Here is a 21,975-nt window from a genome sequence, read left to right on the forward strand (position 1 = left end):
ATCATCAGGCATGCACCAGGCTCTGGTGTACTTCACGTACACAGGCGATTGCCTGTTCGATTTCTTTTTTCGTAGTGGATTTACCCAGCGAAAAGCGCAATGTAGCCATTGCGGTATCGGCATCCAAACCCATTGCGGTGAGCACATGAGAAGGTTTATCTGTGACACTGCTACAGGCAGCCCCCGAACTTACCGCCAGGCTTTTGTTTACACGAAGCAAGAATTCCCTGCCAGGGAGCCCCCCAAATGATATATTGCTCACGTGCGGCAACCGGTATGCTTTGGAGCCATTCATGCGGGCACCAGGTATAGACAACAAACCCTCCTCCAACTGATCCCTTAGCTCCGAAAGTCGGGCAGCATCCTGCTGCATTTCCTGGTGTGCAATTTCGGCAGCTTTACCCAGACCGACGATTCCGGGCACGTTAAGTGTACCACTTCTCCTTCCGGTTTCCTGGCCTCCACCGGTGATTTGCGGTTCCAGAGCAATATAGGGAGCTGACTTCCTCAGAAAAAGGGCTCCCACACCTTTTGGACCATACATTTTATGTGCAGAAAGGGACATCAGGTCTACCCCGGACTCCCGCACATCTACCGGAATTTTCCCCACGGCCTGCACCCCATCGGTAAAAAACAAGGCTCCTTTTTCCTCTGCGATCTCGGCCATTTCGCGGAGCGGCAGTAATAGCCCCGTTTCATTATTGGCATGCATGGCAGCAAACAATATGGTCGTTTTCCGGAAGGATCTTTCCAGGATTCCCCTGGATACCGAGCCATCAGAATTTACCGGCAAATAACTGACCTCAAAGCCTTGTCGGGAAAGTGCTTTCATGGTGTCCAGCACTGCACTGTGCTCGGTTTCCAGCGTAATCAGGTGATTTCCTTTCTCCTGTAACGATAAAGCCGCACCTCTGATGGCCAGGTTATTGGCTTCTGTAGCTCCGCTGGTAAATATGATTTCTTTGGCTTCTGCCCCTATCAACTCAGCCACCTTTTCTCTCGCCATTTCCACCGCCTCTTCGGCAATCCACCCATAGGGGTGGTTGCTGCTCGATGCATTTCCAAAATGCTGCGCGAAATACGGCATCATTTCTTCCAGCACTGCCGGATGGCAGGGTGTGGTCGCATTGTGATCCAGGTATATGGGATAAGGTATCATCGATGCACCCCGTATTTACTACTGCTGCATGGTCTCGGCCATTTGCACGGCCTGAAAGGCATTGACCAGGCCTCCGGTACCGCTAAGCGCGTCAAAACGAGTGGTCTTGTCGCCTCCGGGTAGGTTCACAGTTTCGATTGCCGGAACGTACACAGAATGCTTCAGAATTGACCGGACTTCTTTCGCTTTCAGATCAGGATAGTAGGCCATCAAAAGAGCAGCAACTCCTGAAACAGCGGGAGCTGCCATGCTTGTACCACTATTCGTCTTGTATTCAGATCCGGGTACGGTGGAATAAATGTCCACACCAGGAGCAAACAGATCAACCCTTTCCTTACTGAAATTCGAAAAATCTGCAGGCAGGTTTTCTCCCTCTACCGCCGAGGAAGCACCAACTTCCAGCCAGGATTCGGATTCGCCTCGTTTTGCATACCAGCGGTTCGGGAAATTATTGTCCGGGTTAATTTCCTTACCGCTATTGCCGGCAGCATGGATCAAAAGTACACCTTTTCTCTCCGCATATTTAACAGCCTTGTCAACCTGTCTCTTACCCGGGGAGTAGGATTTTCCGAAACTCATATTGATGATATGTGCACCGTTGTCCACCGCATACCGGATGGCATTGGCGATGTCTTTATCTCTTTCGTCTCCATTGGGGACTGCCCGGATAGGCATGATCGCAACATGTTCGGCGATGCCATCTACTCCCAGGTCATTCCCCCTGTTTGCGGCAATGATGCCAGCTACATGCGTTCCGTGGGCGGGATCCGGACCCGTGGGATCATTATTGCCATAATATTTTTCCTTGTAATCGTCGGGATCATCGCCGACAATATGCCTGGGATCAAATTCGGTATTGTAGGCATACTTTGCCTGTACCTCAAAGTGCTCCACGGCGTCATCCAACATATCCAGCACTTCGTTGATACTCGGATCCTGCATGTTTACCATGGAAAACAACTGAGACATCATGTCTACCGCACTCCCTACTTTCTCATTGGTAGATTCAAAATTTCCCAGATCGTCTTTTTTGAAATTTTTCACTTCAAATTCCTCTTTGAGAAGATCAGCCATTCCAGAAAATCCTTCCCTCATGTTTGAATACATGTTGTAATTCATTTCCGCTTCCTTCTTGCTTTCCTCAAAATTCGCTTTGATCCGCTGCCAGTAGGCATATTCCTCCCGGTTTCTTCTTTTCACATCCTCCTTTACTGTCTCCCCGTATTTGGCTTTAAGTCTGATGTATTCCCGGGTGAGTTCGTGGGAATCTGCCTCTACATGACTACCATCAGGCCCACCAATAAAATTCCATCCGTTTACATCGTCTACATATCCGTTGTCATCATCATCGATGCCATTCCCGGGAATTTCACCTTCATTTACCCATATTTTGCCCTGCAGATCTTCATGGTCCAGGTCAATCCCGGAATCAATCACAGCAACGATAACGGTTTGTTTCGGTGTTTTGTTTTTCAAAATTTGCTCGTAGGCTTTTTCTGCACCTGTACCCATAAATCCATCTTCCAGTGGGTCCAGCAAAAACCAGTTATCAGGCGTCTTGATACTATCCCTTTCGATGATAAAACCATAGGACGGGCCGCCGATAATGAGCGATAAGCTCAAAAGAAATGCCCAAAAGTAAAATTTAAACTGAATTCTCATAATAGAATAACAACAATAGTTAAATGATAAATGGTATAGCTACCCAGTATAACGCAGGAAAGGTATTAAAGATCCGAATCGGATCAAATAGGAAAAAATTTTTTGGTTGTATTTTACTCTGTGTGGTAAACTTTTTGGCGGATATTCGTCTTCTGATATTTTAAAATCTCCAGCCCGTCCTCAGCCCTATATTTTCTGCTACATGGCCATGAACTTTCAGATCTGCCCCCAACCTGAATCCATTCTCGAACTGGTAGGATAGAGAATAACGCTGGTAGAAGCGTCTCCCGTCCTGATAGCCTTCCGGCTTGCTCAGGTAAACTGCCATACGCTGGCTAAAGTCAATTTTTCCAAATGTCAGGTGATGGGAAACAGATGGGGCAGGAATCCAATAAGTCCGTTCACCGTCCGCCCGTATGGAAAAGTCCCAGGTAGATTCTATTCCAATTCCCAGGTGATTGATCCTGGAAACAGACCGTGTCAGATCAGCTGAGATCCCAAAAGCCGGAAGCCTGCCGGCACCGACGGGATCGTCTTTATAGGTAGCGTAGCCTTCAAGGATCAGGGAGAAGCTCGATATGAAGGCAGGCTTTTCGAAAACAGGAAATTGAATATCCATAAGCCAGTGACTCAACCCGACACCTATACCTGGAAAGTTCATCCCCCGGTTGGGTTGCCTTTGCCCTCCATTGGAGATATGGTTGTAATGGATACCTGCATGTATAGACCAATCACTACCCATTTGGTAATTGAGCCTTGGATTAACCGATAGTAAAAAACTTAGAGGACTGCTAAAAAAGGTATTTTGTGGATTGGTATCGCTGTCAAATACACGTGTCAGATGGGTGATACCCATGGCGCCCCGCAGGCTGAGTTGCCAGTCAGCATTTCTCCAAATAATCGGCTCAAAAAATCCGGACAGGTAATACGCTTTTCCCAGAACCTCGGGGTTATTAAAATCTGTAATGCCCATATTGCCTCCCCAGTAATAAAAGCAATTGCAATTTTCCCAGGCAGCTTTTTCGAAGGGAAGGTATTCCCAACTGAGCTGCACCCCATGGGGTCGACTTAGAGAAATCGGAACAAGTTCTGCAGAATGGGGGATGATCCAACTACGCTGTCCTTCGATACCAATACGGGCAGGTTCCTGTGGAAAGGCAGTCATGCTACAAAGAAGCCAAACAGGCAAAATCAGGATAAGGGCAGGGAAGTTTTTCATCAATTTATCTCACTGAATTCCTGTATTTTTGTTTCAAAAAAAGAAAAAATCCTCCCAATCTATTGGAAAATATCGCAAACTCAACTTATTTTGCCTTATCCTTTTACTTTTTATGGTACGAAGGATTTATATAGAAGAGGTAAGAGACAGGCTCGCAGACCCTCTGGCAACCTGGAAAATCCAAGGTGCCAATTCCTGCCAGGTGAAAACAGTTTCATTTGGAAATATAAATTCAAAAAAATGGTTAAAATTTTCTACCTACAATATAAGGATCAGCTCACCAAAATTTTCCAACAACGATATTACTTCTGTTTGATACGTCACTTCTATCGCTGTACACCGGGTTTTTAGCCGGGATCGGATGGATTAATCAGCATACATTAACCATATCAATTTGTCGAAAAAATAAACCTAAAACACAACAAACATGGCTAAAAATTATCATTTTGAGACACTACAGGTTCATGCCGGCCAGGAGGCAGACCCTACCACCAACTCCAGGGCAGTACCCATTTACCAGACTACATCCTATGTTTTTAATTCTGCCGAGCATGGTGCCAATCTTTTCGCCTTAAAGGAGTTTGGTAATATTTACACCAGGATCATGAATCCTACCACCGATGTATTCGAGCAGCGGGTAGCAGCCCTGGAAGGGGGTGTTGCAGCTGTAGCGACAGCTTCGGGACAGGCAGCACAGTTTCTGGCATTGAATAATTTCCTCACTGTTGGAGATAATTTTGTTACCTCTCCATTCCTTTATGGCGGTACCTACAATCAATTTAAAGTTTCCTTCAAAAGGATCGGCATTGACGCCCGATTTGCCAAATCGGATAAAGCCGAAGACCTGGAAGCGAAAATTGACGACAAGACTAAAGCCATCTATGTAGAAACCATAGGTAATCCAGAGTTTAATGTACCGGATTTCGAAGCTGTGGCTACTTTGGCGAAGAAGTATGACATTCCCCTGGTAGTGGACAATACCTTTGGCGCAGGCGGGTATCTTTGCCAGCCTATCAGGCATGGCGCCAATATTGTCACCTCTTCGGCGACCAAGTGGATCGGAGGGCATGGTACATCTATAGGCGGTATCATTGTAGATGGTGGCAATTACAACTGGGGTAACGGAAAATTCCCGCAGTTTTCGGAGCCATCTGAAGGATATCATGGCCTTAATTTCTGGGACACATTCGGCTATGACAATCCCCTGGGCATGCCAAACGTGGCCTTCGCTATACGGGCCAGAGTAGAAGGCTTGCGGGATTTTGGCCCTGCGCTAAGTCCATTCAATTCATTCCTGCTGATACAGGGCCTTGAAACACTTTCGCTAAGGGTACAGCGGACTGTGGACAATGCCCTGGCTCTGGCACAGTGGCTGGAGAAGCATCCCAAGGTCCAGAAAGTGAACTATCCCGGTTTGCCGTCCAGTGCCTACCACAAAGAAGCCAGAAAATACCTTCCAAATGGATATGGTGGGGTCTTGAGCTTTGAACTGAAAGGGGAGAAAGAAACGGCTTCGGCTTTCATCAACAACCTGGAGCTGATCTCTCATTTGGCCAATGTAGGGGACGCCAAAACCCTGATCATTCAACCTGCGGCTACCACTCACCAGCAGCTCTCTGAGGAGGCCCAACTGGCAGCGGGAGTTACCCCTACCATGCTGAGGATCTCCTGCGGCATAGAGCATCTGGAAGATCTGAAAGCAGATCTGAGTGCTTCTTTTGAAAAAATATAATTGTAAAAATGAACCTCCAATCGCCGCATTTAACCATTGAAATGACCCAAGAGATTTTCTACTGCAAGGAAGCCCTTCATTTGGAATCTGGAGAAATCTTGCCGGAATACAAGCTGAGCTTTACCACCCAGGGACAATTGAATGAGAAAAAAGACAATGTAGTCTGGGTCTTGCATGCGCTTACAGGGGATGCCAACCCCCAGGAATGGTGGGCTGGATTGGTTGGGGAGGACAAATTCTATGACCCTTCCCGACATTTCATCGTCTGTGCAAATTTCCTCGGATCCTGTTACGGCTCGACACAACCACTCAGTAAAAATCCTTCAACCGGCCAGCCCTATTACTACGATTTTCCGAACATCACGACAAGGGATATCGCAGCATCGCTGGACAAATTGAGGCTTCACCTGGGATTGGATAAGATTGATGCGTTGATTGGAGGTTCTTTAGGCGGTCAGGTGGCATTGGAATGGGCCTATACATTAAAAGAGCGGTTAAATAAAGCCATCATCATCGCCTCCAATGCCAAGGCTTCTCCCTGGATCATCGGCTTCAATGAAACCCAAAGAATGGCCATTGAAGCCGATCAATCCTGGGGTAGCCGTTCGCCGGAAGCAGGAAAAAAAGGCCTGGAAGCAGCCAGGGCGATTGGCATGCTCAGCTACCGTCACCCACAGACATTTCAGCAACACCAAAGCGAAACAGAGGAAAAAACAGATAATTTTAAGATTAGCAGTTACCTTAGGTACCAGGGTATGAAGCTTGCCAACAGGTTCAATGCCCTTTCTTACTGGACCCTGTCAAAAGCTATGGATAGCCATGACCTTGGCAGGGGCAGAGGAGGCACTGCGGCGGCCCTTGCTAAAATTCATTGCAGTGTGCTGGCCATTGGGGTTGACACTGATCTGTTGTTTACCTGCATCGAATCTCGCTTTATCAGCCTGCATACGGCAAGAGGCACCTACCGGGAAATCAGCTCGCTCTACGGACATGACGCCTTTTTGATCGAGTACGAGCAGCTCCAGTACATTCTGCAATCATTTTATCTGGAAGACAACCGATCCGTCAGGACCTGATGCGCATGATTCCCTACACCGGTATCAAAGAAAATTGCCTGTATATTGATGACCTGGACCAGGCAGTGGAATTTTACCAGGGAGTGCTTGAAATGCCCGTTATTTCCAAATCAGATGGCAGGCACGTTTTTTTTCGCTGCGGATCAAGTGTATTGCTGTGTTTTCTGCCGGAGATAACCCGCCAGGAAACCACGCTTCCTCCACATTTTGCCTATGGAAAGCAACACCTGGCATTTGAAGTAATGGCTGAAGACTACAATGACACGGTGAGCAGGCTTGAGCAAAAAGGCGTTCCCATCACTCATGTACAAGACTGGGGCAATGGGCATAACAGCATTTATTTTGAAGACCCCTTTGGCCATGTACTCGAAATCGTACCTAAAGGAATCTGGGAATAAAACCGCAAAAAAGCTTTCTATCTGTGATGCCAGGCTGCAGCAAAACCTCCCCCCAACAGAAGACTAAAGCTGCAAAGAGGGGGAAAAACAAAGCCGGTAACAGAAAGGATAAAATGATCGGATAAACAGCAGAATTTATTGTGAATAGCGGTGGATGTGTTGCAGTTTTTGTTTTTCTTTTCGAATATTGCAGGCAAACAATCATCAGACCTGAAATGATCCTGAAGACCCTAATCACCTTATGCTGTTTATCCATTGGAACAATGTATACCCATGCCCAAAATATGGAATTTTTAACAAATAAGGTGATCGCTCACAGGGGTGCCTGGAAAGCCGCTCCACACCCTCAAAATTCGCTGGCTTCGCTGCAGGAGGCCATAGATCTCGGATGCGAAGGGTCAGAATTTGACGTATGGATGACAGCAGACGGCATTTTAGTAGCGAACCATGACGCTGATCATAAAGGGATGCTGATAGAAGAAACGAGCTATGCAGAATTGCTGGAGGCGCCCCTTTCCAATGGCGAAAAAATCCCAACCATTGAGGCCTATCTCCGGCACGGCATGACTCAACACCAGACCCGTCTCATTTTTGAAATCAAACCTTCCGGGATATCTAAGGACAGGGGTAGGGAAATCGCCGAAAAATCGGTCAAGTTGGTTAAAGAACTGGGGGCCGAACGCTGGGTAGACTATATCACTTTCGATTATGATATTGGATTAAAAGTGCTGGAGATCGATCCCCAAGCCAATGTAGCCTACCTGAGCGGTGATAAGTCTCCTGCAGAGTTGAAGGAAGATGGATTTTTTGGTTTTGACTATAACATCAATAAACTCAAAGAAAAACCTGAGTGGATCAGTGAAGCACAATCCCTGGGGCTTACCATCAATTCCTGGACGGTAAACAAAGAAGAGGACATGCGCTGGCTTTTGGATCAGGATGTGGACTTCATTACAACCGATGAACCGGAAAAACTTTTCGAACTGATGCGAAACATGAAGTAGGCAGCCATACGGCTTGCACACGACAATGTGTGGGTAGTGACAGGAACAAAAACACTGCAAAACAGCCGTAGTACAGAATTAATGGTCAGGGTTGGAACCTGGTAACGATCAGCGGACCACTGTCCTTGGGATAGCGGCAGGCAGGCGGCTCAGCATTTCGTTGTTGAGCAACTGAGTGACATTGGTAAAACTGGAAACATTGATCACACTATTGTTTTGCCTTCCGATAAGGACTACTTCATCACCTACCTCCACCTCTGGGATATGGGTAATGTCCACCATAAATAAATTCATGTTGATCAAGCCTACGATCGGTGCTTTCTTACCCTTGATCAATACCTGTCCGCGATTAGACAATGCACGGGGATAGCCGTTGGAATACCCAAGGGGTAACACAGCAACTGTCATGGCATGGGTGGCCTGAAAAGCAGTACCGTAGCCAATAAACTCGCCCTGGTCTACCTTCCTGATATCCATTACATCAGTTTTCCAGGTAAAAATACGCTTCAGGGAGGTATCCGATTTTTTGTTGGTTTCATGCAGATGGGCAAAATATACATCCGGACTCGGCCAGAATCCATATTGGGCAACGCCGATACGCACCATGTCATACACGGTATCCTTCATGGCAAGTGCAGCTGCCGAACAAGCAATATGCCGCAACTCAGGAAATATGTTTTTTTCTTTGCAGATTTTAAGGGCTGCTTTGTACCGCTTGTGCTGCATATCGATCTTGAACTGATTAGATAAGCTTTCTGCTCCCCCGAAGTGCGTACAAAGCCCTTCGAAATACACCCATTCTGAATTTTTCTTCAGAAAGGCCAGGGCTTTGGGAAACTCCTGCGCGTGCATGCCGGTCCTGTTGGCCCCCGTCTCGATCTCAATGTGTACCCGGGCAGGCTTGCCCACCTTCCTGGCTGCTTCAAGTGCCACCGGCAGTCTGTCATAGTTATAGACGAAAAAACCAATGTCATTCTCTATTGCCCAGGGAATATCTTCCTGATAAATTATACCCATGATCACCACATGGCTGTCCTTCCTGCGTACTTTCAACACCTGTTCCGCTTCAAAGGAAGATGCCACGCAAAAATGATTGATGCCACATTTCTCTGCCATGGGAACAAATGTCTCTATCCCATGCCCATAGGCATTGGCTTTAACAACAGAAGAGAGGATAGGCTTTTCACCTATCTTCTTTCTGATAAAATTGATATTACTTTTATAGGCAGACTGCTTTAATTCTATTCTTGATGAGTGTTTTACCATTTTCTTTTGGTTTCTAACCAGGTGTATGATTTTCCCCAACTCTCCTTCGCCAACCGGGTAACTTTTTCAACTTCCCTTGCCGGGACATTGTTCATCATGCCCGCTGCTTCGAGGTTATTGTAATGAAAGGCATAGGTCCTGGCAGCAAATTGATGAAATGGAAGTGAGGACTCTCCATGGACCTCGCCTTTGCCATAAACAGAAGGTTTGATATCCTGACCCCAATCCTGGCGACCCTCATTGTTGGGATTGAGAAAATAAGCCCTCAATTCCCCGCTGTCGTCCTTGTCTATACGGAGCAGCGAAACAGCATGAAATCCCAGCATCTCTCCTTTGGCTGAAGTGACAAAAATCCCTACCGGGTTGGGATACACCATCCGGTGGCCTCCATTGTAACTGGGGTGAAACATCGAATAAAAAACCCTCACAAAGCCATCAAAATCAATGATAGCATTAAATTGGTAATCGTATGCCGAGGCAAACCCAATCTGAATCCACTGTCCATACAATGCCGGGTTGACCCACTTGTGGGGATCTTCTCCCCGTCCGGAAGCTTTCAGCATCATGTCGTTGTAGATCCTGTCCAACATGGGAACCAGGGTAACTGAAACAGCATCCAAATGGTGATCCAATACCTGCACCAGCCCGGGCTGGGTCTGGGAATACTTGACCTCCTGTCCTTCAAACCTGAAAGAAAGGTCATCATATTCCGCTGCAGTCTGCACCATGTGGATCAGTTTAGCGGGAGCATGCTGGCTCCACATACTGATCCCCCGGGCGCTCTGACAGGTGGGATTATTGCCCTGGCCCACTCCAAGAGGCTGGCCCAGAATGCGAAATAACGCACCTATCAGGTACTGCTTGGGGGTAACCTTCTCATGGGGAGTCCTTGTAGATTTCAGGATCCTTTTGACTACCTCCGGATGAATCTTGATCTTCGTAAGGTTAAACAAACCGGACCGCACTGCTTCCCGTGCCAAAACTCCGTTCTCCAGCATTTTCGCCAGGCCATAAAGGCATTGGGCATTGAACGGGTCTATGATTTGCAGAATCAGAAAACTCACGAAATCCCTGAATTCATGATACCTGGCTTCGCCGGCAGCGCTCAGTGCCAGGCAGGAAGGCACCAGTTCGTGCAATTCTTTCTTTACCAAATGCAGCAATAAAACAGCATGATATTGACTTACCAGTCCAAACTGGAGCATGACCTTTCCCATCTCCCGAGCCTCATCTTCAAGCTCGTTGATCGTAAATGAATTCAATGCCTGTCGGTATTCATGAAAGGTCCGGTCGGTCGTGCGCTCCGTGGGGCGATAAATGCTCCTCTGAAAAGCCAACAACTCTACGTCTTCGGGATCATCGGGGTTAAGCTCAATTTTCTCCTTTACCAATGCAATAATCCTCCTTTGCTTCTCCGTAACCACTGGCCGCTGTTCGCAGATCAACTTTAGCTCTTCTGCAAGCTTTGATTTGACCTTTGATAGCTGCACACTTTTGGATAGAAACCGAAAAAGTGAATGAACCTTCTGTAGCTCATGTTCACTCATCACGATTCTGGTTTCCTCCTGCGGCTCGTTGAAGACAAACTCAAGATTAAAAACAATCACTTCCTGCACAAAGTTTTCCGCTTCATCTGCAGTTATTTCTGTAGATTGAATTTTCCCCTTGGCGATTGCAAGCATTCTCAATTCGCTGAGCAACTCTATGGTGGAATTGGGATGACCACTCTTGTAGGTGCCATTTACCAATGCAGGTACCAACTTACCCGGATGCTCCCAGGCAGAGTCATCCATAATACCCGCCTCTACCAATGCGGGTATGTTGTCATAAATCCTGGAAATTCCCTCCTCACTATCACACCAGGTATCCAGTTGCCCCATCAATTTATGGGCCTTCTGTTTTCTGGTCAGCGCCGTAGCTTCTTTGTAATCCTTAAATAACTCGTTAAAAAGCTCCTGGCTTCTCTCTAATAACTCCTGATCTTGCATGGATGGTCTAACACTTAAAATTTCAATAGTATAATGATAAAGGAAAAAAACATTGACAACCAAATCTGTCAATATTTTTTTCCGGCTGCGCTGCGCCTATGATAAAGTATCTATCTCCATAAAAATCGGATTCTTAATGGTAGAAATCCACATTTTCATAGTGAAGCAATAACTCCGTCATCCTGTCCGGATCTTCTCCCTTAAAATTGACAGTGCCGAAATGGTTTCCAAACCCTTCCCTATCGTTGATTTTCTGTGTCGATAGTGGTGGCACTAGATTGTGATCCAGAAAGTAAGATTCCTCCTTCAATTCCTCCGGAATGATCAATTTAGATATCTGATTCTTGTGGGGATAGATCATGACATTACCGTAAAATTGCTTTGGCCGGGCATCTATCGGAGGAAGAATTTCGGCCAATTCCTGTTCTGTAAGGTCCGGGTCATGACAGAGAACAAATGCGGCCAGCGCATCAAAACCATAGGCTTTGCCACAAAGTTCCAAAATGTGACCACCAGGAATTCTGCAGGCAGTCTCACCAAAGCTGATTTCGTCATTTTCAGTTAAAAACCACTCCGGATGAATCATGCCATATTGAATTCCGAAAATATCTACCAACTTCTGCATCTCCTTCATGATTTTATCGCGCTTGGAATGCAGATAATTGCCTTCAGGAATAAAATTGCTATAGCCCAATTTGACGTACTCGGTAATATTTAAAAATCGGATTTTACCGCCATGAATGAATGCCTCACAGGAAAACTCTTTGCCCGGAAGGTGACTCTCGGCAAGACACGGGAAATCTTCTTCCTGACATTTGTCCATTACATCCTGCTTGGACCTTAATAGCCGGTGTCCTACCGTTCCGGCAGAGGCAAAAGGCTTGATATGAACCCAGCTATCTTCCTCTCCGTCGACCTGAAGGTTGGCCTGGTTCAATCGTTCCATAAACTTGAGAACGCCCTCTTTGCTGTAGACCTCCTCAAAAAGCCCTACACGGAGTCCGCCAATCAACGCTTTTCGCTTCATCATGGCCTTGTTTCTAAAAAGAAATGCCCTGTTGAGTACGCGGGGATCATCTCTGTAAAGCGAATTCAGCGCCCCAGCCCATTCAACAGTCTCTTCGAATAATGGAACGGCCACATCTGCTCCAAACTCATCCAACTTTGCCTTCAAGTCCAGAGAATTGGAGGAGTCACTCCACTCGTTAAACTGATAGGACACAAAGGGTATATTGTTTTCCCTGGCATAGTCTTCAAAATCCGGATATGATACTACCACATAAGGTTTGTCGAGTTTTTGCATGCTTTCTATTACGGGTAAACTCCAACCCATTAATGCGAAACATTTTGCCATTGTTACGTTTTTTTGGTTCGGTTTCTGTATACAACAAAAAACAGGCTAAAGTCAATTTAAATCGCTAAATAAAAAAAGGTTCCTATTTTATTCAATTCCTATCTCAATATATTATAAAAACGCAGTGTATATCTGGTGCCGATTTTCGAATACCTGCTATAAATGCAGATAAGGCAGCGCCCCTGCACAGCCAGAGAATTGGCCTGAAAAAGCAAGAGGATAAATTATCTGTTTCGGAAATTTGTATATATCCCCAAAAAAATAAATCTTTGTAAGGTTTACGATGAATAGCAAAGTACACATAGCCTACAATCCCTACCTGGCCCATAACAATCTTTTTGGGTATCCGATATTGTTTTCTGCAAAAACCCTAAGGGTAGTCTTCAGGGCCTAGTCCCTGTTATCTTTTAAAGTATCTTACGCAGATACCCGGAATTCGCAAATTATTTCTTCCAACAATCAAACCATCCTTATCAGGGTTTATCGTATAGGTATTAATGAAACCATAAGCCCAAACATTGAATACCATGGCCAATCAAAGATTTATTATCAAAGCTGCTGGCGAGGAACATTTCCAATATGCTGAAACGATCACCGAAGAAATGGAGCGTTCGGCGCAGGCTCGAGGTACTGGTATTGCTAAACGGTCACCAGAATATATCAAAACCAAAATGAAGGAGGGGAAAGCGGTAATTGCCCTCACTTCTACCGGCCAATGGGCTGGATTCTGCTACATAGAAGCCTGGGGACATGAAAAATTTGTTGCCAACTCCGGCCTGATTGTTTCACCGGAATTCAGGAAACATGGACTTGCCAGGGAAATAAAAAAAGAAGTCTTCAAATTAAGTCGTAAAAAATATCCCCATGCCAAAATCTTTGGACTCACCACTGGAGCTGCAGTGATGAAAATCAATTCTGAACTGGGGTATTATCCGGTAAGTTACGCTGACCTTACTACAGATGATGAATTCTGGAAGGGTTGTCAAAGTTGCGTAAATTACCCGATTCTGATGAGTAAAAACCGTTCAAACTGCCTTTGCACAGCCATGCTTTACGAGCCCAAAAGCGTAAAAAAGACGGAACAAAAGAAGCTTTCTGCGCAATTCAAGAAAAATATCAGCCTTTTTGAACGATTGATCAGGATCAAACGGGCCATGTTTCTTAATATTGTCAAGGGAAAAAAGAATGCCCTGGCAAAGGTCAAAGATAAAGCAGACCAGTCGTCTTAGTCTAACGGGGATTTTTAAGCGTAACGATAAAAAATAAATTATTTCAATGAAAAAAGTAGTTTTAGCATATAGCGGAGGCCTGGATACTACATTTTGTGCCATTCACCTCAGCAAGGAAAAAGGATATGAAGTCCACGCAGTTCTGGTAAACACCGGCGGGTTTGAAGAGGAGGAGTTGCAGCAAATCGGCGCGAGGGCAGAGAAATTGGGTGTCGCTTCCTTTAAGGTCCTGGATGTCACCAAAACCTATTATGAAGAAGTCATCAGATTCCTGATCTTTGGTAATGTGCTAAAAAACCAGACCTACCCCTTATCTGTTAGTGCAGAGCGAATACTTCAGGCAAAGGCGCTCGCCGAATATGCAAAAAGCATTGGAGCCAATTGCGTAGCACACGGCAGTACAGGGGCTGGCAATGACCAGGTACGTTTCGATATGATTTTTCAAACCATCCTGTCTGACGTAGAAATTATTACCCCGATCCGGGACCTGAAATTAAGCAGGGAAGCGGAAATAAGCTTCCTGAAACAGCATGGCGTAAGCATGAATTTTGAAAAAGCTGCCTATTCCATCAATAAGGGAATCTGGGGGACCTCCGTCGGGGGAAAAGAAACCCTGAGTTCCGACCAGTCACTTCCCGAGGAGGCCTATCCTACTCAGGTGAGTAAAACCAAGCCAGAAGTCCTCAGCATAGGGTTTGAAAAAGGAGAAATTACTCAGGTAAATGGGCAACAATTCAACCATCCGGTAGAAGCCATATTAAAAATTCAGGAAATTGCCGGCCCATTCGGTATCGGAAGAGATATACACGTGGGTGATACGATCATTGGGATCAAAGGAAGGGTTGGTTTTGAAGCAGCCGCACCAATGATTATCATCAAAGCCCATCAACTACTGGAAAAGCACACACTCACCAAGTGGCAAAGCTATTGGAAAAACCAGGTGGCAGAGTTTTACGGCAATCACCTGCACGAGGGACACTATCTGGACCCGGTGATGAGAAATCTGGAAGCATTTATGACCAGTACGCAATCTTACGTCACAGGGGAAGTGAAAGTACAACTGCATCCCTACCGCTTTAGTATGATCGGAATCAAATCTCCCCATGACCTCATGTCTTCTAAATTTGGAAGTTACGGGGAAATGAACAAAGGGTACACGGCTGAAGATGTCAAAGGATTCACCAAGATTTTCGGGAATCAGACGGCTATTTTTCACCAGGTTAACAAAAATACAGCCCATGGAGAAGAAAATTAAAACAGCGGTAGTTGGCGCTGCCGGATATACCGGAGGAGAATTGCTACGTCTTCTGGTACATCACCCGCAGATAGAACTTGCCTGGATCCACAGCAATAGTCAAAAAGATAAGCGTCTGGAAGAAGTACATCCCGACCTGATAGGTGAATCACAATTGAATTTTACAGATCAGATAGAAACCGCCGGCCTGGACCTGGTGTTTCTCTGCCTGCCCCATGGAGAAGCCAAACCCTTTCTGGAAACTCATGTCTTCTCCGGGCAAACAGTAATCATTGATCTCAGCACAGACTTCAGAGATGAATCTGAAGGATTTGTATATGGCTTACCGGAGACCCAATCAGATCAGATCCGGCAAGCTTCAAAAATAGCCAACCCCGGCTGCTTTGCAACCTGCATTCAGCTTGCTCTGGCACCGGCAGTAGAGCATGGCTGGGTGCAGCAGCCCGTACATATGTCCGGAATCACCGGTAGTACAGGTGCAGGCAAAAGCCTCAGCCCGACCACACACTTCAGCCACAGAAACCAAAATGTTTCTGTATACAAGTTATTCAGCCACCAACACCTTAAGGAGATCCGGCAAACCTTTAGAAAATTAAACGCCGGTTTTGACCAGTCTGTGTTGTTTGTACCCTACAGGGGCAATTTTACAAGAGGTATTTGGGTGACGGCTTATTTCCCCTTTGCCGGCGAGCTGGAAGAAGCATATCAGCGGTATGAGTATTTCTATCGGGATGCCGCATTTACCTACGTTAGCAGAATCGATATTGACCTCAAACAGGTAGTAAATACCAACAAATGTTTGGTCCACCTGAAAAAAGAAGCCGGACAGCTTGTGGTCTATGCTGCTATTGACAATCTATTGAAAGGAGCTTCTGGTCAGGCGGTTCAAAACATGAACCTTGCGTTTGGACTGGACGAAAAAGCCGGTTTACAGCTAAAAAGTTCTGTTTATTAACCGGTATTCTTCAGAGGCATAGGCTTATAGAAAACATGTGCTGAATCAAATCATAATTATAGCAAATGAAATTGTTTGATGTATATCCATTGATAAATGTGACTCCGGAGCGGGCCAAAGGCGTATTTATATGGGATACGGAAGGCAGGAAGTACCTGGATTTGTATGGAGGGCATGCGGTAATATCTGTAGGACACAGCCATCCACATTTTCTGACAGCCATCAGGGAGCAATTGGAAAAAATGGCTTTTTATTCTAATTCCGTCAAAATTCCTATTCAAATTGAACTGGCAAAGAAACTTGGCGATTTGTCCGGGCTACCGGATTATCAGCTTTTTCTGGCCAACTCAGGCGCAGAAGCCAATGAAAATGCGCTGAAACTGGCTTCCTTTGCCACCGGAAAGGCTGGAGTTATCGCCTTTAAAGGTGCCTTTCATGGACGGACTTCAGGGGCCGTTGCCATCACAGATAATCCTAAAATCTGTGCACCTTTCAATGCAGGTCATCAGGTTTATTTCGAAGAATCCGGCGACCTGGAAGGAGTAGAAAAAACGTTGAAAACCGGAGAAATCGCCGCAATAATCATTGAGCCCATTCAGGGTGTGAATGGCATTCAGGTTGCTTCATCCGAGTTTTTAACGGGACTGGCAAGATTATGCAAACAATATGGGGCGAAATTGATTTTGGACGAGGTTCAGGCCGGGTATGGCCGCACCGGCAGGTTTTTTGCCCATCAATGGACATCAGGTTTAAATCCCGATTTGATCACCGTGGCCAAAGGAATGGGAAATGGCTTCCCCATCGGAGGGGTATTGATCCATCCTGACATAAAGCCCGGTTATGGCATGCTGGGTACCACCTTTGGTGGCAATCAACTGGCCTGTGCGGCCGGGTTGGCTGTATTGGAAATCATCGCCTCAGAGAGGTTAATGCAAAACGCCATCCACCTTGGTACCTTTTTAATCCACGCATTGAAAAACGTGCTTCCCGAAATCACAGAAGTACGCGGAAAGGGACTGATGATCGGGTTCGACACCAGGCAGGAAGCAGGTAACTATCGTGCAGACCTGATCCACAAGCACCATATTTTTACAGGGAGTGCGGCAGGCAAACACACGATTCGGTTACTCCCACCGCTATGCATACAGCAAAAAGAACTGCAATCATTTATCGAAAGCCTTAAACTAACCCTCACCGAGAGAGAGACCGTTCAATAACCATGAAAACATTTACTCAATTTGAAAGCCATGAACTGGCAAACACCTTGATAGAAAAGGCACTGGGATTTAAAAATAACCCATTACAAAGCAAAGATAAGGGACAGGGCAAACGGCTAGGACTGATTTTTTTAAACCCCAGTTTGCGGACCCGGGTGAGTACACAACTGGCAGCGACAAACCTTGGAGTGGACAGTTTCGTTTTGAACATGGATAAAGAGTCCTGGGCGCTGGAGATGCAGGATGGAGCATTAATGAACAAAAACAAAGTGGAGCACATCAAGGATGCAGCAGCAGTATTAGGTGGCTACTTTGACATGCTGGCTATTCGGGCATTCCCCACGCTAACCAACAAGCAGGAGGATACGGAAGATTTCATCATCAACCAATTTATAAAGTATGCAGGTATCCCAGTGATAAGTCTGGAAAGCGCCATCAGGCACCCGTTACAAAGCCTGGCTGATATGGTCACTATCCGGGAAAACTTCAAAGAAAAAAGGAAGCCGAAAGTAGTACTTACCTGGGCTCCGCATATCAAATCCATTCCCCATGCAGTGGCCAATTCCTTTTCCGAATGGGCCCTGGGTTGCGGACATGAACTTACCATCACCCATCCGGTAGGATATGAACTTGACGAACAGTTTACAAAAGGAGCCACGATAGAGTATGACCAGAAAAAAGCACTACAGGATGCTGATTTTGTGTACGTAAAGAACTGGAGTGCTTTTAATCCGTATGGCAAAATTCTAAAAGTGGATGAAAACTGGTTGTTGAAGGAGAATAAACTAGGCACCAACGCTAAGGCCAAAATCATGCATTGTCTGCCGGTGAGGCGAAACCTGGAACTGAGTGATGAAATGTTGGATGGAGAACGCAGTCTGGTACAGGTCCAGGCAAAAAACAGAATATATGCAGCACAAGCTGTCCTGGACAGCATGCTTTAAATCCGCTTGAGTCAATGGAGATCAGTGTAATCAAAATAGGAGGAAATGTCATCGATCATCCTGAGAAATCCACCCGGTTTCTGAAGCTATTCGCAAAGTTTCCGGGCACGAAAATACTGGTTCATGGAGGAGGAGTATTGGCCAGTAGAATCGGAACATCTCTGGGCATTACACCCAACATGCACCATGGCAGGAGGATTACCGATAAGGAAACACTGGATGTGGTGACCATGGTATACGCCGGCCTGATCAATAAAAACCTGGTGGCCAGCCTGCAAGCCTTTGGGCAAAATGCTATCGGCCTCACCGGTGCTGACGGGAATGCGATCAAATCCATCAAAAGACCGGCTGGAGAAGTGGACTACGGTTTTGTCGGTGATGTGGAAAGTGTAAATACCGGCTTATTAGAGACGCTGTTGAAGCAAAACATCGCGCCTGTATTCTGCGCCATCACCCATGACAGGAAGGGGCAACTGCTCAACACCAATGCAGACACCATCGCATCGGAAATTGCTACTGCTTTGGCGAAAAAGCATCAGGTAAAACTATATTTTTGTTTCGACAAGACAGGAGTGCTGATGGATGCCGAGAATGAAGCTTCTCTGATTCCACTGATCAATGAGGATATATACAAAGAGCTGATAAAAGATAAGATCATACACTCGGGTATGATCCCCAAATTGGAAAATGCCTTCAATGCAATAAACAAAGGGGTGAACCATGTTTGGATGGGATTGCCGGAAAACCTACTTCTGGCTTCCAGGGGAAAAAATGCGGGCACCATCATCGAATCCCTGAAATACGATTTGTACTGAACAATGATCATCTTAAAGCAATTGCTGCCTTGGAAAACCTGGATAAACTAACGAGTGAAGCCTTAGCATTATTGAAGGAACTGATCCGTACTCCATCATTTAGCAGGGAGGAAGACAAAACAGCCGATCTTTTGGCAGGCTTTATGGAGGAAAAAGCCATATCCTGGCATCGAAACGGAAATAATGTCTGGGCCTGTCATCGTGAATTTGACCCGGACCTTCCCACTATCATGCTCAATTCTCATCATGATACCGTGCGCCCCAATCAGGGATATACCCTTGATCCCTTCTTACCCGTAGAAAAGAACGGTAAGCTTTTTGGGCTGGGGGCAAACGATGCTGGTGGCTGCCTGGTGAGCCTTTTGGCCACCTTTATTTATTTTCAGGGAAAAAAGTTGCCGGTTAATCTCCTTTTTCTTGCATCCGCTGAAGAAGAGATCAGCGGAAAGGCCGGCATGGAGTCCATGATTGCCGAATTGCCTGAATTGGCTTGTGCTATTGTAGGAGAACCCACGAAGCTGAAAATGGCAGTGGCGGAAAAGGGCTTGCTCGTCATTGATGGGGAGGTAAAGGGCAAGGCAGGCCACGCGGCAAGAGAAGAAGGCATCAATGCCATTTACGAAGCACTGGACGATTTAATCCTTATCAGGGACTTCGAATTTAGCAAAACCTCTGCCTTTCTGGGACCGAATAAGGTAACGGCGACCATCATACAGGCGGGCAGCCAGCACAATGTGGTTCCGGATCTTTGCAGTTACACCCTGGATGTACGGGTTACGGATGCCTATACACTGGAAGAGGCCCTGGCAGAACTGCAGCAAAAGCTAAAAGCAAAACTCCAGCCCCGGTCCATGCGATTGAGATCCTCACGGATAGATGTGGAGCATCCCCTGGTGAAAGCAGCAGCATCATTGCATATTGCAACCTTCGGAAGTCCTACCCTGTCTGACCAGGCGCTTATTCCCTATCCTTCTGTAAAAATCGGCCCCGGAGACTCCGCCCGATCCCATACTCCTGATGAATTTATCTATACCACAGAGCTCGGTGAGGGGATTACCACCTATATCCAGCTGCTGGAAACCTATTTTTCGCTATTAACCGATCCTAAAAAATGAAACTTTGGCAGAAAGACAAAACCAGTAAAAAGGAAGTAGAAATTTTCACCATCGGCCGGGATCCGGAATTTGACCTCCTCCTGGCTCCCTTCGACCTGAATGGCTCTATGGCCCATGCGGTCATGCTGAACAGTATCGGGCTTTTGACACATGAAGAACTGGAGCTGCTGAAAAAGGGCCTGCGTGAAATACGGAAGGAAGTTGAAGAGGGTAAATTTGGTATTGCGCCGGGAATTGAAGATGTACACAGCCAGGTTGAATTCCTGCTGACTGAGCGGTATGGAGACGTTGGCAAGAAATTACACAGTGGACGGTCCAGGAATGATCAGGTTTTGGTAGATCTGAAACTGTACTACAGACACGCCATCCGGGAGACCGTATCAGAAATTGAAAAACTATTTGACTTGTTGCTGGACCTCGCAGAAAATCACAAAAATGAGCTGATGCCGGGATATACCCACACCCAACTGGCCATGCCTTCCTCATTTGGCCTTTGGTTTGGTTCCCTGGCAGAAGGATTGGCAGAGGACATGCATCTCTGGCAATCCGCCTATGCGCTGGTAGACCGCAACCCGCTGGGATCTGCTGCAGGATATGGATCTTCTTTCCCCCTGGACAGGGCGATGACCACCAGATTATTGGGATTTGCTGACATGCATTACAATGTGATCAATGCCCAGAACAGCAGGGGCAAAACGGAAAAATTCCTGGCCTTTGCCTTGTCCGGCACAGCCGGAACTCTGAACCGGCTGGCAACTGACGCCATCCTGTATATGAACCAGCATTTTGGCTTTATCCATTTTCCGGATGAGCTCACCACCGGATCAAGCATCATGCCCCACAAAAAAAACCCGGATGTGTTTGAACTGATCCGGGCAAAGACCAACCAGATACAGTCCTACCCCCAAAGCATCATGATGCTGCTGACCAATCTCAGTACTGGCTATCACCGGGACCTCCAGTTGCTCAAGGAGACCATATTTCCGGCTTTCAGACAGTTGAATGACAGCCTGAAAATAGCCAGATTAATGCTGGAAAACGTTAGTGTGAAAAAAGATCTCCTGACAAATGATTTCTATGCGTATCTTTTTAGCGTAGAAGAAGTAAACCGCCTGGTACTGGAAGGAATACCCTTCAGAGATGCCTATAAAAAAGTAGGGAGAGACATAGAAAAAAATGAATTTGTACCCGGCACCAGCATCAAACATACCCATGAGGGCAGTATTGGTAACCTTTGCCTGAAGGAAATCCGGGGAAAAATGGAGGCCTCAGCGATAGACTTTTCCAGGGCTGTGGAGGCAGAAAAGGAGCTGTGGGAAGAGTAAAAGTTAACTACAGTGAATCCTGGATGAAGTATACCATACAGGATGCCAGGATATAACCGCCCAGGAAAGAAATAAAATAGGGCCAGGTCAAATCATATTGGCGATAGACTGTGTTTTTTGCCGAACGGGTCAAATGGTTAAATCTTTTAAATTGCCTGAGCGGAAAAAAGGACAGGAAGAATAGTCCGTAACAACAGGTAAATAATGTAAGAGCTACGAATGTCTGCATGACTACTTGAGATTCATACAAATATAAAATCAG

The 21,975-nt window shown here is 46.2% G+C and carries 18 protein-coding genes and 1 riboswitch; of the genes, 12 read left to right on the forward strand and 6 right to left on the reverse strand.

The genetic code is table 11. The features are described 5' to 3' along the window. Positions 1 to 4: 4 nt before the first annotated feature. From BUB19_RS05505 to BUB19_RS05515, 3 genes are all read right to left on the reverse strand, one after another. Complete coding sequence (locus BUB19_RS05505; RefSeq protein WP_073093393.1) at positions 5 to 1,159, reverse strand: cysteine desulfurase family protein; 1,155 nt, start codon at positions 1,157 to 1,159, stop codon at positions 5 to 7. Between the two features lie 18 nt (positions 1,160 to 1,177). After that, positions 1,178 to 2,821: a S8 family peptidase gene (locus tag BUB19_RS05510; RefSeq protein ID WP_073093402.1), complete on the reverse strand. Its 1,644-nt coding sequence runs from the start codon at positions 2,819 to 2,821 to the stop codon at positions 1,178 to 1,180. 160 nt (positions 2,822 to 2,981) lie between these two features. After that, positions 2,982 to 4,040, reverse strand: a complete 1,059-nt coding sequence (locus tag BUB19_RS05515) for an acyloxyacyl hydrolase (protein WP_073093404.1) — start codon at positions 4,038 to 4,040, stop codon at positions 2,982 to 2,984. Positions 4,041 to 4,163: 123 nt separating this feature from the next. Continuing rightward, positions 4,164 to 4,273: riboswitch (SAM riboswitch) on the forward strand. Positions 4,274 to 4,467: 194 nt separating this feature from the next. Between BUB19_RS05515 and BUB19_RS05520 the strand changes: the two genes are divergently transcribed. The 4 genes from BUB19_RS05520 (at position 4,468) to BUB19_RS05540 (ending at position 8,250) form a co-directional block, all read left to right on the forward strand. Beyond that, complete coding sequence (locus BUB19_RS05520) at positions 4,468 to 5,772, forward strand: O-acetylhomoserine aminocarboxypropyltransferase/cysteine synthase family protein (protein WP_073093406.1); 1,305 nt, start codon at positions 4,468 to 4,470, stop codon at positions 5,770 to 5,772. A gap of 8 nt (positions 5,773 to 5,780) precedes the next feature. Next, entirely contained in the window at positions 5,781 to 6,848 is a 1,068-nt protein-coding gene (locus BUB19_RS05525; RefSeq protein WP_073093408.1) for a homoserine O-acetyltransferase family protein, read from the forward strand. An 8-nt stretch (positions 6,849 to 6,856) separates the two neighbouring features. After that, positions 6,857 to 7,246 carry a VOC family protein gene (locus tag BUB19_RS05530; RefSeq protein ID WP_073093788.1) on the forward strand — a complete coding sequence of 130 codons (390 nt, stop codon included), beginning with the start codon at positions 6,857 to 6,859 and terminating at the stop codon, positions 7,244 to 7,246. Positions 7,247 to 7,530: 284 nt separating this feature from the next. Next, a complete protein-coding gene (locus tag BUB19_RS05540; RefSeq protein ID WP_245802781.1) occupies positions 7,531 to 8,250 on the forward strand; it encodes a glycerophosphodiester phosphodiesterase in 720 nt (239 codons plus the stop codon). A gap of 108 nt (positions 8,251 to 8,358) precedes the next feature. Here the strand turns inward: BUB19_RS05540 and alr are convergent, their stop codons facing one another. From alr to BUB19_RS05555, 3 genes are all read right to left on the reverse strand, one after another. Next, a complete protein-coding gene (alr, locus tag BUB19_RS05545) occupies positions 8,359 to 9,516 on the reverse strand; it encodes an alanine racemase (RefSeq protein WP_073093789.1) in 1,158 nt (385 codons plus the stop codon). Then, the gene (locus tag BUB19_RS05550; protein ID WP_073093414.1) at positions 9,510 to 11,504 is read right to left on the reverse strand and encodes a hypothetical protein; all 1,995 of its coding nucleotides are present in this window, start codon (positions 11,502 to 11,504) and stop codon (positions 9,510 to 9,512) included. Before BUB19_RS05550 ends, alr begins: the two co-directional genes overlap by 7 nt. A 133-nt stretch (positions 11,505 to 11,637) precedes the next feature. After that, on the reverse strand, positions 11,638 to 12,858 hold the full coding sequence (locus BUB19_RS05555) for an ATP-grasp domain-containing protein (protein WP_073093416.1): 1,221 nt from the start codon (positions 12,856 to 12,858) through the stop codon (positions 11,638 to 11,640). 527 nt (positions 12,859 to 13,385) lie between these two features. Here BUB19_RS05555 and BUB19_RS05560 point away from each other — a divergent pair. The 8 genes from BUB19_RS05560 to argH all read left to right on the forward strand — a co-directional run bounded on the left by BUB19_RS05560 (position 13,386) and on the right by argH (position 21,713). Continuing rightward, positions 13,386 to 14,087, forward strand: a complete 702-nt coding sequence (locus BUB19_RS05560; protein WP_073093419.1) for a GNAT family N-acetyltransferase — start codon at positions 13,386 to 13,388, stop codon at positions 14,085 to 14,087. A gap of 46 nt (positions 14,088 to 14,133) precedes the next feature. After that, positions 14,134 to 15,342, forward strand: a complete 1,209-nt coding sequence (gene argG, locus BUB19_RS05565) for an argininosuccinate synthase (RefSeq protein ID WP_073093421.1) — start codon at positions 14,134 to 14,136, stop codon at positions 15,340 to 15,342. Next, positions 15,326 to 16,297, forward strand: coding sequence for an N-acetyl-gamma-glutamyl-phosphate reductase (gene argC, locus BUB19_RS05570; RefSeq protein WP_073093423.1), 972 nt, complete (start codon positions 15,326 to 15,328; stop codon positions 16,295 to 16,297). Before argG ends, argC begins: the two co-directional genes overlap by 17 nt. 65 nt (positions 16,298 to 16,362) lie before the next feature. Continuing rightward, a complete protein-coding gene (locus tag BUB19_RS05575; RefSeq protein ID WP_073093426.1) occupies positions 16,363 to 17,514 on the forward strand; it encodes an aspartate aminotransferase family protein in 1,152 nt (383 codons plus the stop codon). Between the two features lie 2 nt (positions 17,515 to 17,516). Continuing rightward, a complete protein-coding gene (locus tag BUB19_RS05580; RefSeq protein ID WP_073093428.1) occupies positions 17,517 to 18,458 on the forward strand; it encodes a Rossmann-fold NAD(P)-binding domain-containing protein in 942 nt (313 codons plus the stop codon). Positions 18,459 to 18,472: 14 nt separating this feature from the next. Continuing rightward, on the forward strand, positions 18,473 to 19,273 hold the full coding sequence (gene argB, locus BUB19_RS05585) for an acetylglutamate kinase (RefSeq protein ID WP_073093433.1): 801 nt from the start codon (positions 18,473 to 18,475) through the stop codon (positions 19,271 to 19,273). Between the two features lie 29 nt (positions 19,274 to 19,302). After that, positions 19,303 to 20,388, forward strand: a complete 1,086-nt coding sequence (locus BUB19_RS05590; RefSeq protein WP_073093437.1) for a M20 family metallo-hydrolase — start codon at positions 19,303 to 19,305, stop codon at positions 20,386 to 20,388. Then, the gene (argH, locus tag BUB19_RS05595; RefSeq protein ID WP_073093440.1) at positions 20,385 to 21,713 is read left to right on the forward strand and encodes an argininosuccinate lyase; all 1,329 of its coding nucleotides are present in this window, start codon (positions 20,385 to 20,387) and stop codon (positions 21,711 to 21,713) included. The genes BUB19_RS05590 and argH overlap by 4 nt, the downstream gene beginning before the upstream one ends. The last annotated feature ends 262 nt before the right edge of the window (positions 21,714 to 21,975 follow it).

This window comes from Cyclobacterium lianum (assembly GCF_900143075.1).
GTDB lineage: Bacteria > Bacteroidota > Bacteroidia > Cytophagales > Cyclobacteriaceae > Cyclobacterium > Cyclobacterium lianum.

What these genes read in the sequence shown, in the direction of transcription:
- BUB19_RS05505 (WP_073093393.1), bottom strand. Translation starts at nt 1,159, where the DNA reads ATGATACCTTATCCCATATACCTGGATCACAATGCGACCACACCCTGC.
- BUB19_RS05510 (WP_073093402.1), bottom strand. Translation starts at nt 2,821, where the DNA reads ATGAGAATTCAGTTTAAATTTTACTTTTGGGCATTTCTTTTGAGCTTA.
- BUB19_RS05515 (WP_073093404.1), bottom strand. Translation starts at nt 4,040, where the DNA reads ATGAAAAACTTCCCTGCCCTTATCCTGATTTTGCCTGTTTGGCTTCTT.
- BUB19_RS05520 (WP_073093406.1), top strand. Translation starts at nt 4,468, where the DNA reads ATGGCTAAAAATTATCATTTTGAGACACTACAGGTTCATGCCGGCCAG.
- BUB19_RS05525 (WP_073093408.1), top strand. Translation starts at nt 5,781, where the DNA reads ATGAACCTCCAATCGCCGCATTTAACCATTGAAATGACCCAAGAGATT.
- BUB19_RS05540 (WP_245802781.1), top strand. Translation starts at nt 7,531, where the DNA reads ATGGAATTTTTAACAAATAAGGTGATCGCTCACAGGGGTGCCTGGAAA.
- alr (WP_073093789.1), bottom strand. Translation starts at nt 9,516, where the DNA reads ATGGTAAAACACTCATCAAGAATAGAATTAAAGCAGTCTGCCTATAAA.
- BUB19_RS05550 (WP_073093414.1), bottom strand. Translation starts at nt 11,504, where the DNA reads ATGCAAGATCAGGAGTTATTAGAGAGAAGCCAGGAGCTTTTTAACGAG.
- BUB19_RS05555 (WP_073093416.1), bottom strand. Translation starts at nt 12,858, where the DNA reads ATGGCAAAATGTTTCGCATTAATGGGTTGGAGTTTACCCGTAATAGAA.
- BUB19_RS05560 (WP_073093419.1), top strand. Translation starts at nt 13,386, where the DNA reads ATGGCCAATCAAAGATTTATTATCAAAGCTGCTGGCGAGGAACATTTC.
- argG (WP_073093421.1), top strand. Translation starts at nt 14,134, where the DNA reads ATGAAAAAAGTAGTTTTAGCATATAGCGGAGGCCTGGATACTACATTT.
- argC (WP_073093423.1), top strand. Translation starts at nt 15,326, where the DNA reads ATGGAGAAGAAAATTAAAACAGCGGTAGTTGGCGCTGCCGGATATACC.
- BUB19_RS05575 (WP_073093426.1), top strand. Translation starts at nt 16,363, where the DNA reads ATGAAATTGTTTGATGTATATCCATTGATAAATGTGACTCCGGAGCGG.
- BUB19_RS05580 (WP_073093428.1), top strand. Translation starts at nt 17,517, where the DNA reads ATGAAAACATTTACTCAATTTGAAAGCCATGAACTGGCAAACACCTTG.
- argB (WP_073093433.1), top strand. Translation starts at nt 18,473, where the DNA reads ATGGAGATCAGTGTAATCAAAATAGGAGGAAATGTCATCGATCATCCT.
- argH (WP_073093440.1), top strand. Translation starts at nt 20,385, where the DNA reads ATGAAACTTTGGCAGAAAGACAAAACCAGTAAAAAGGAAGTAGAAATT.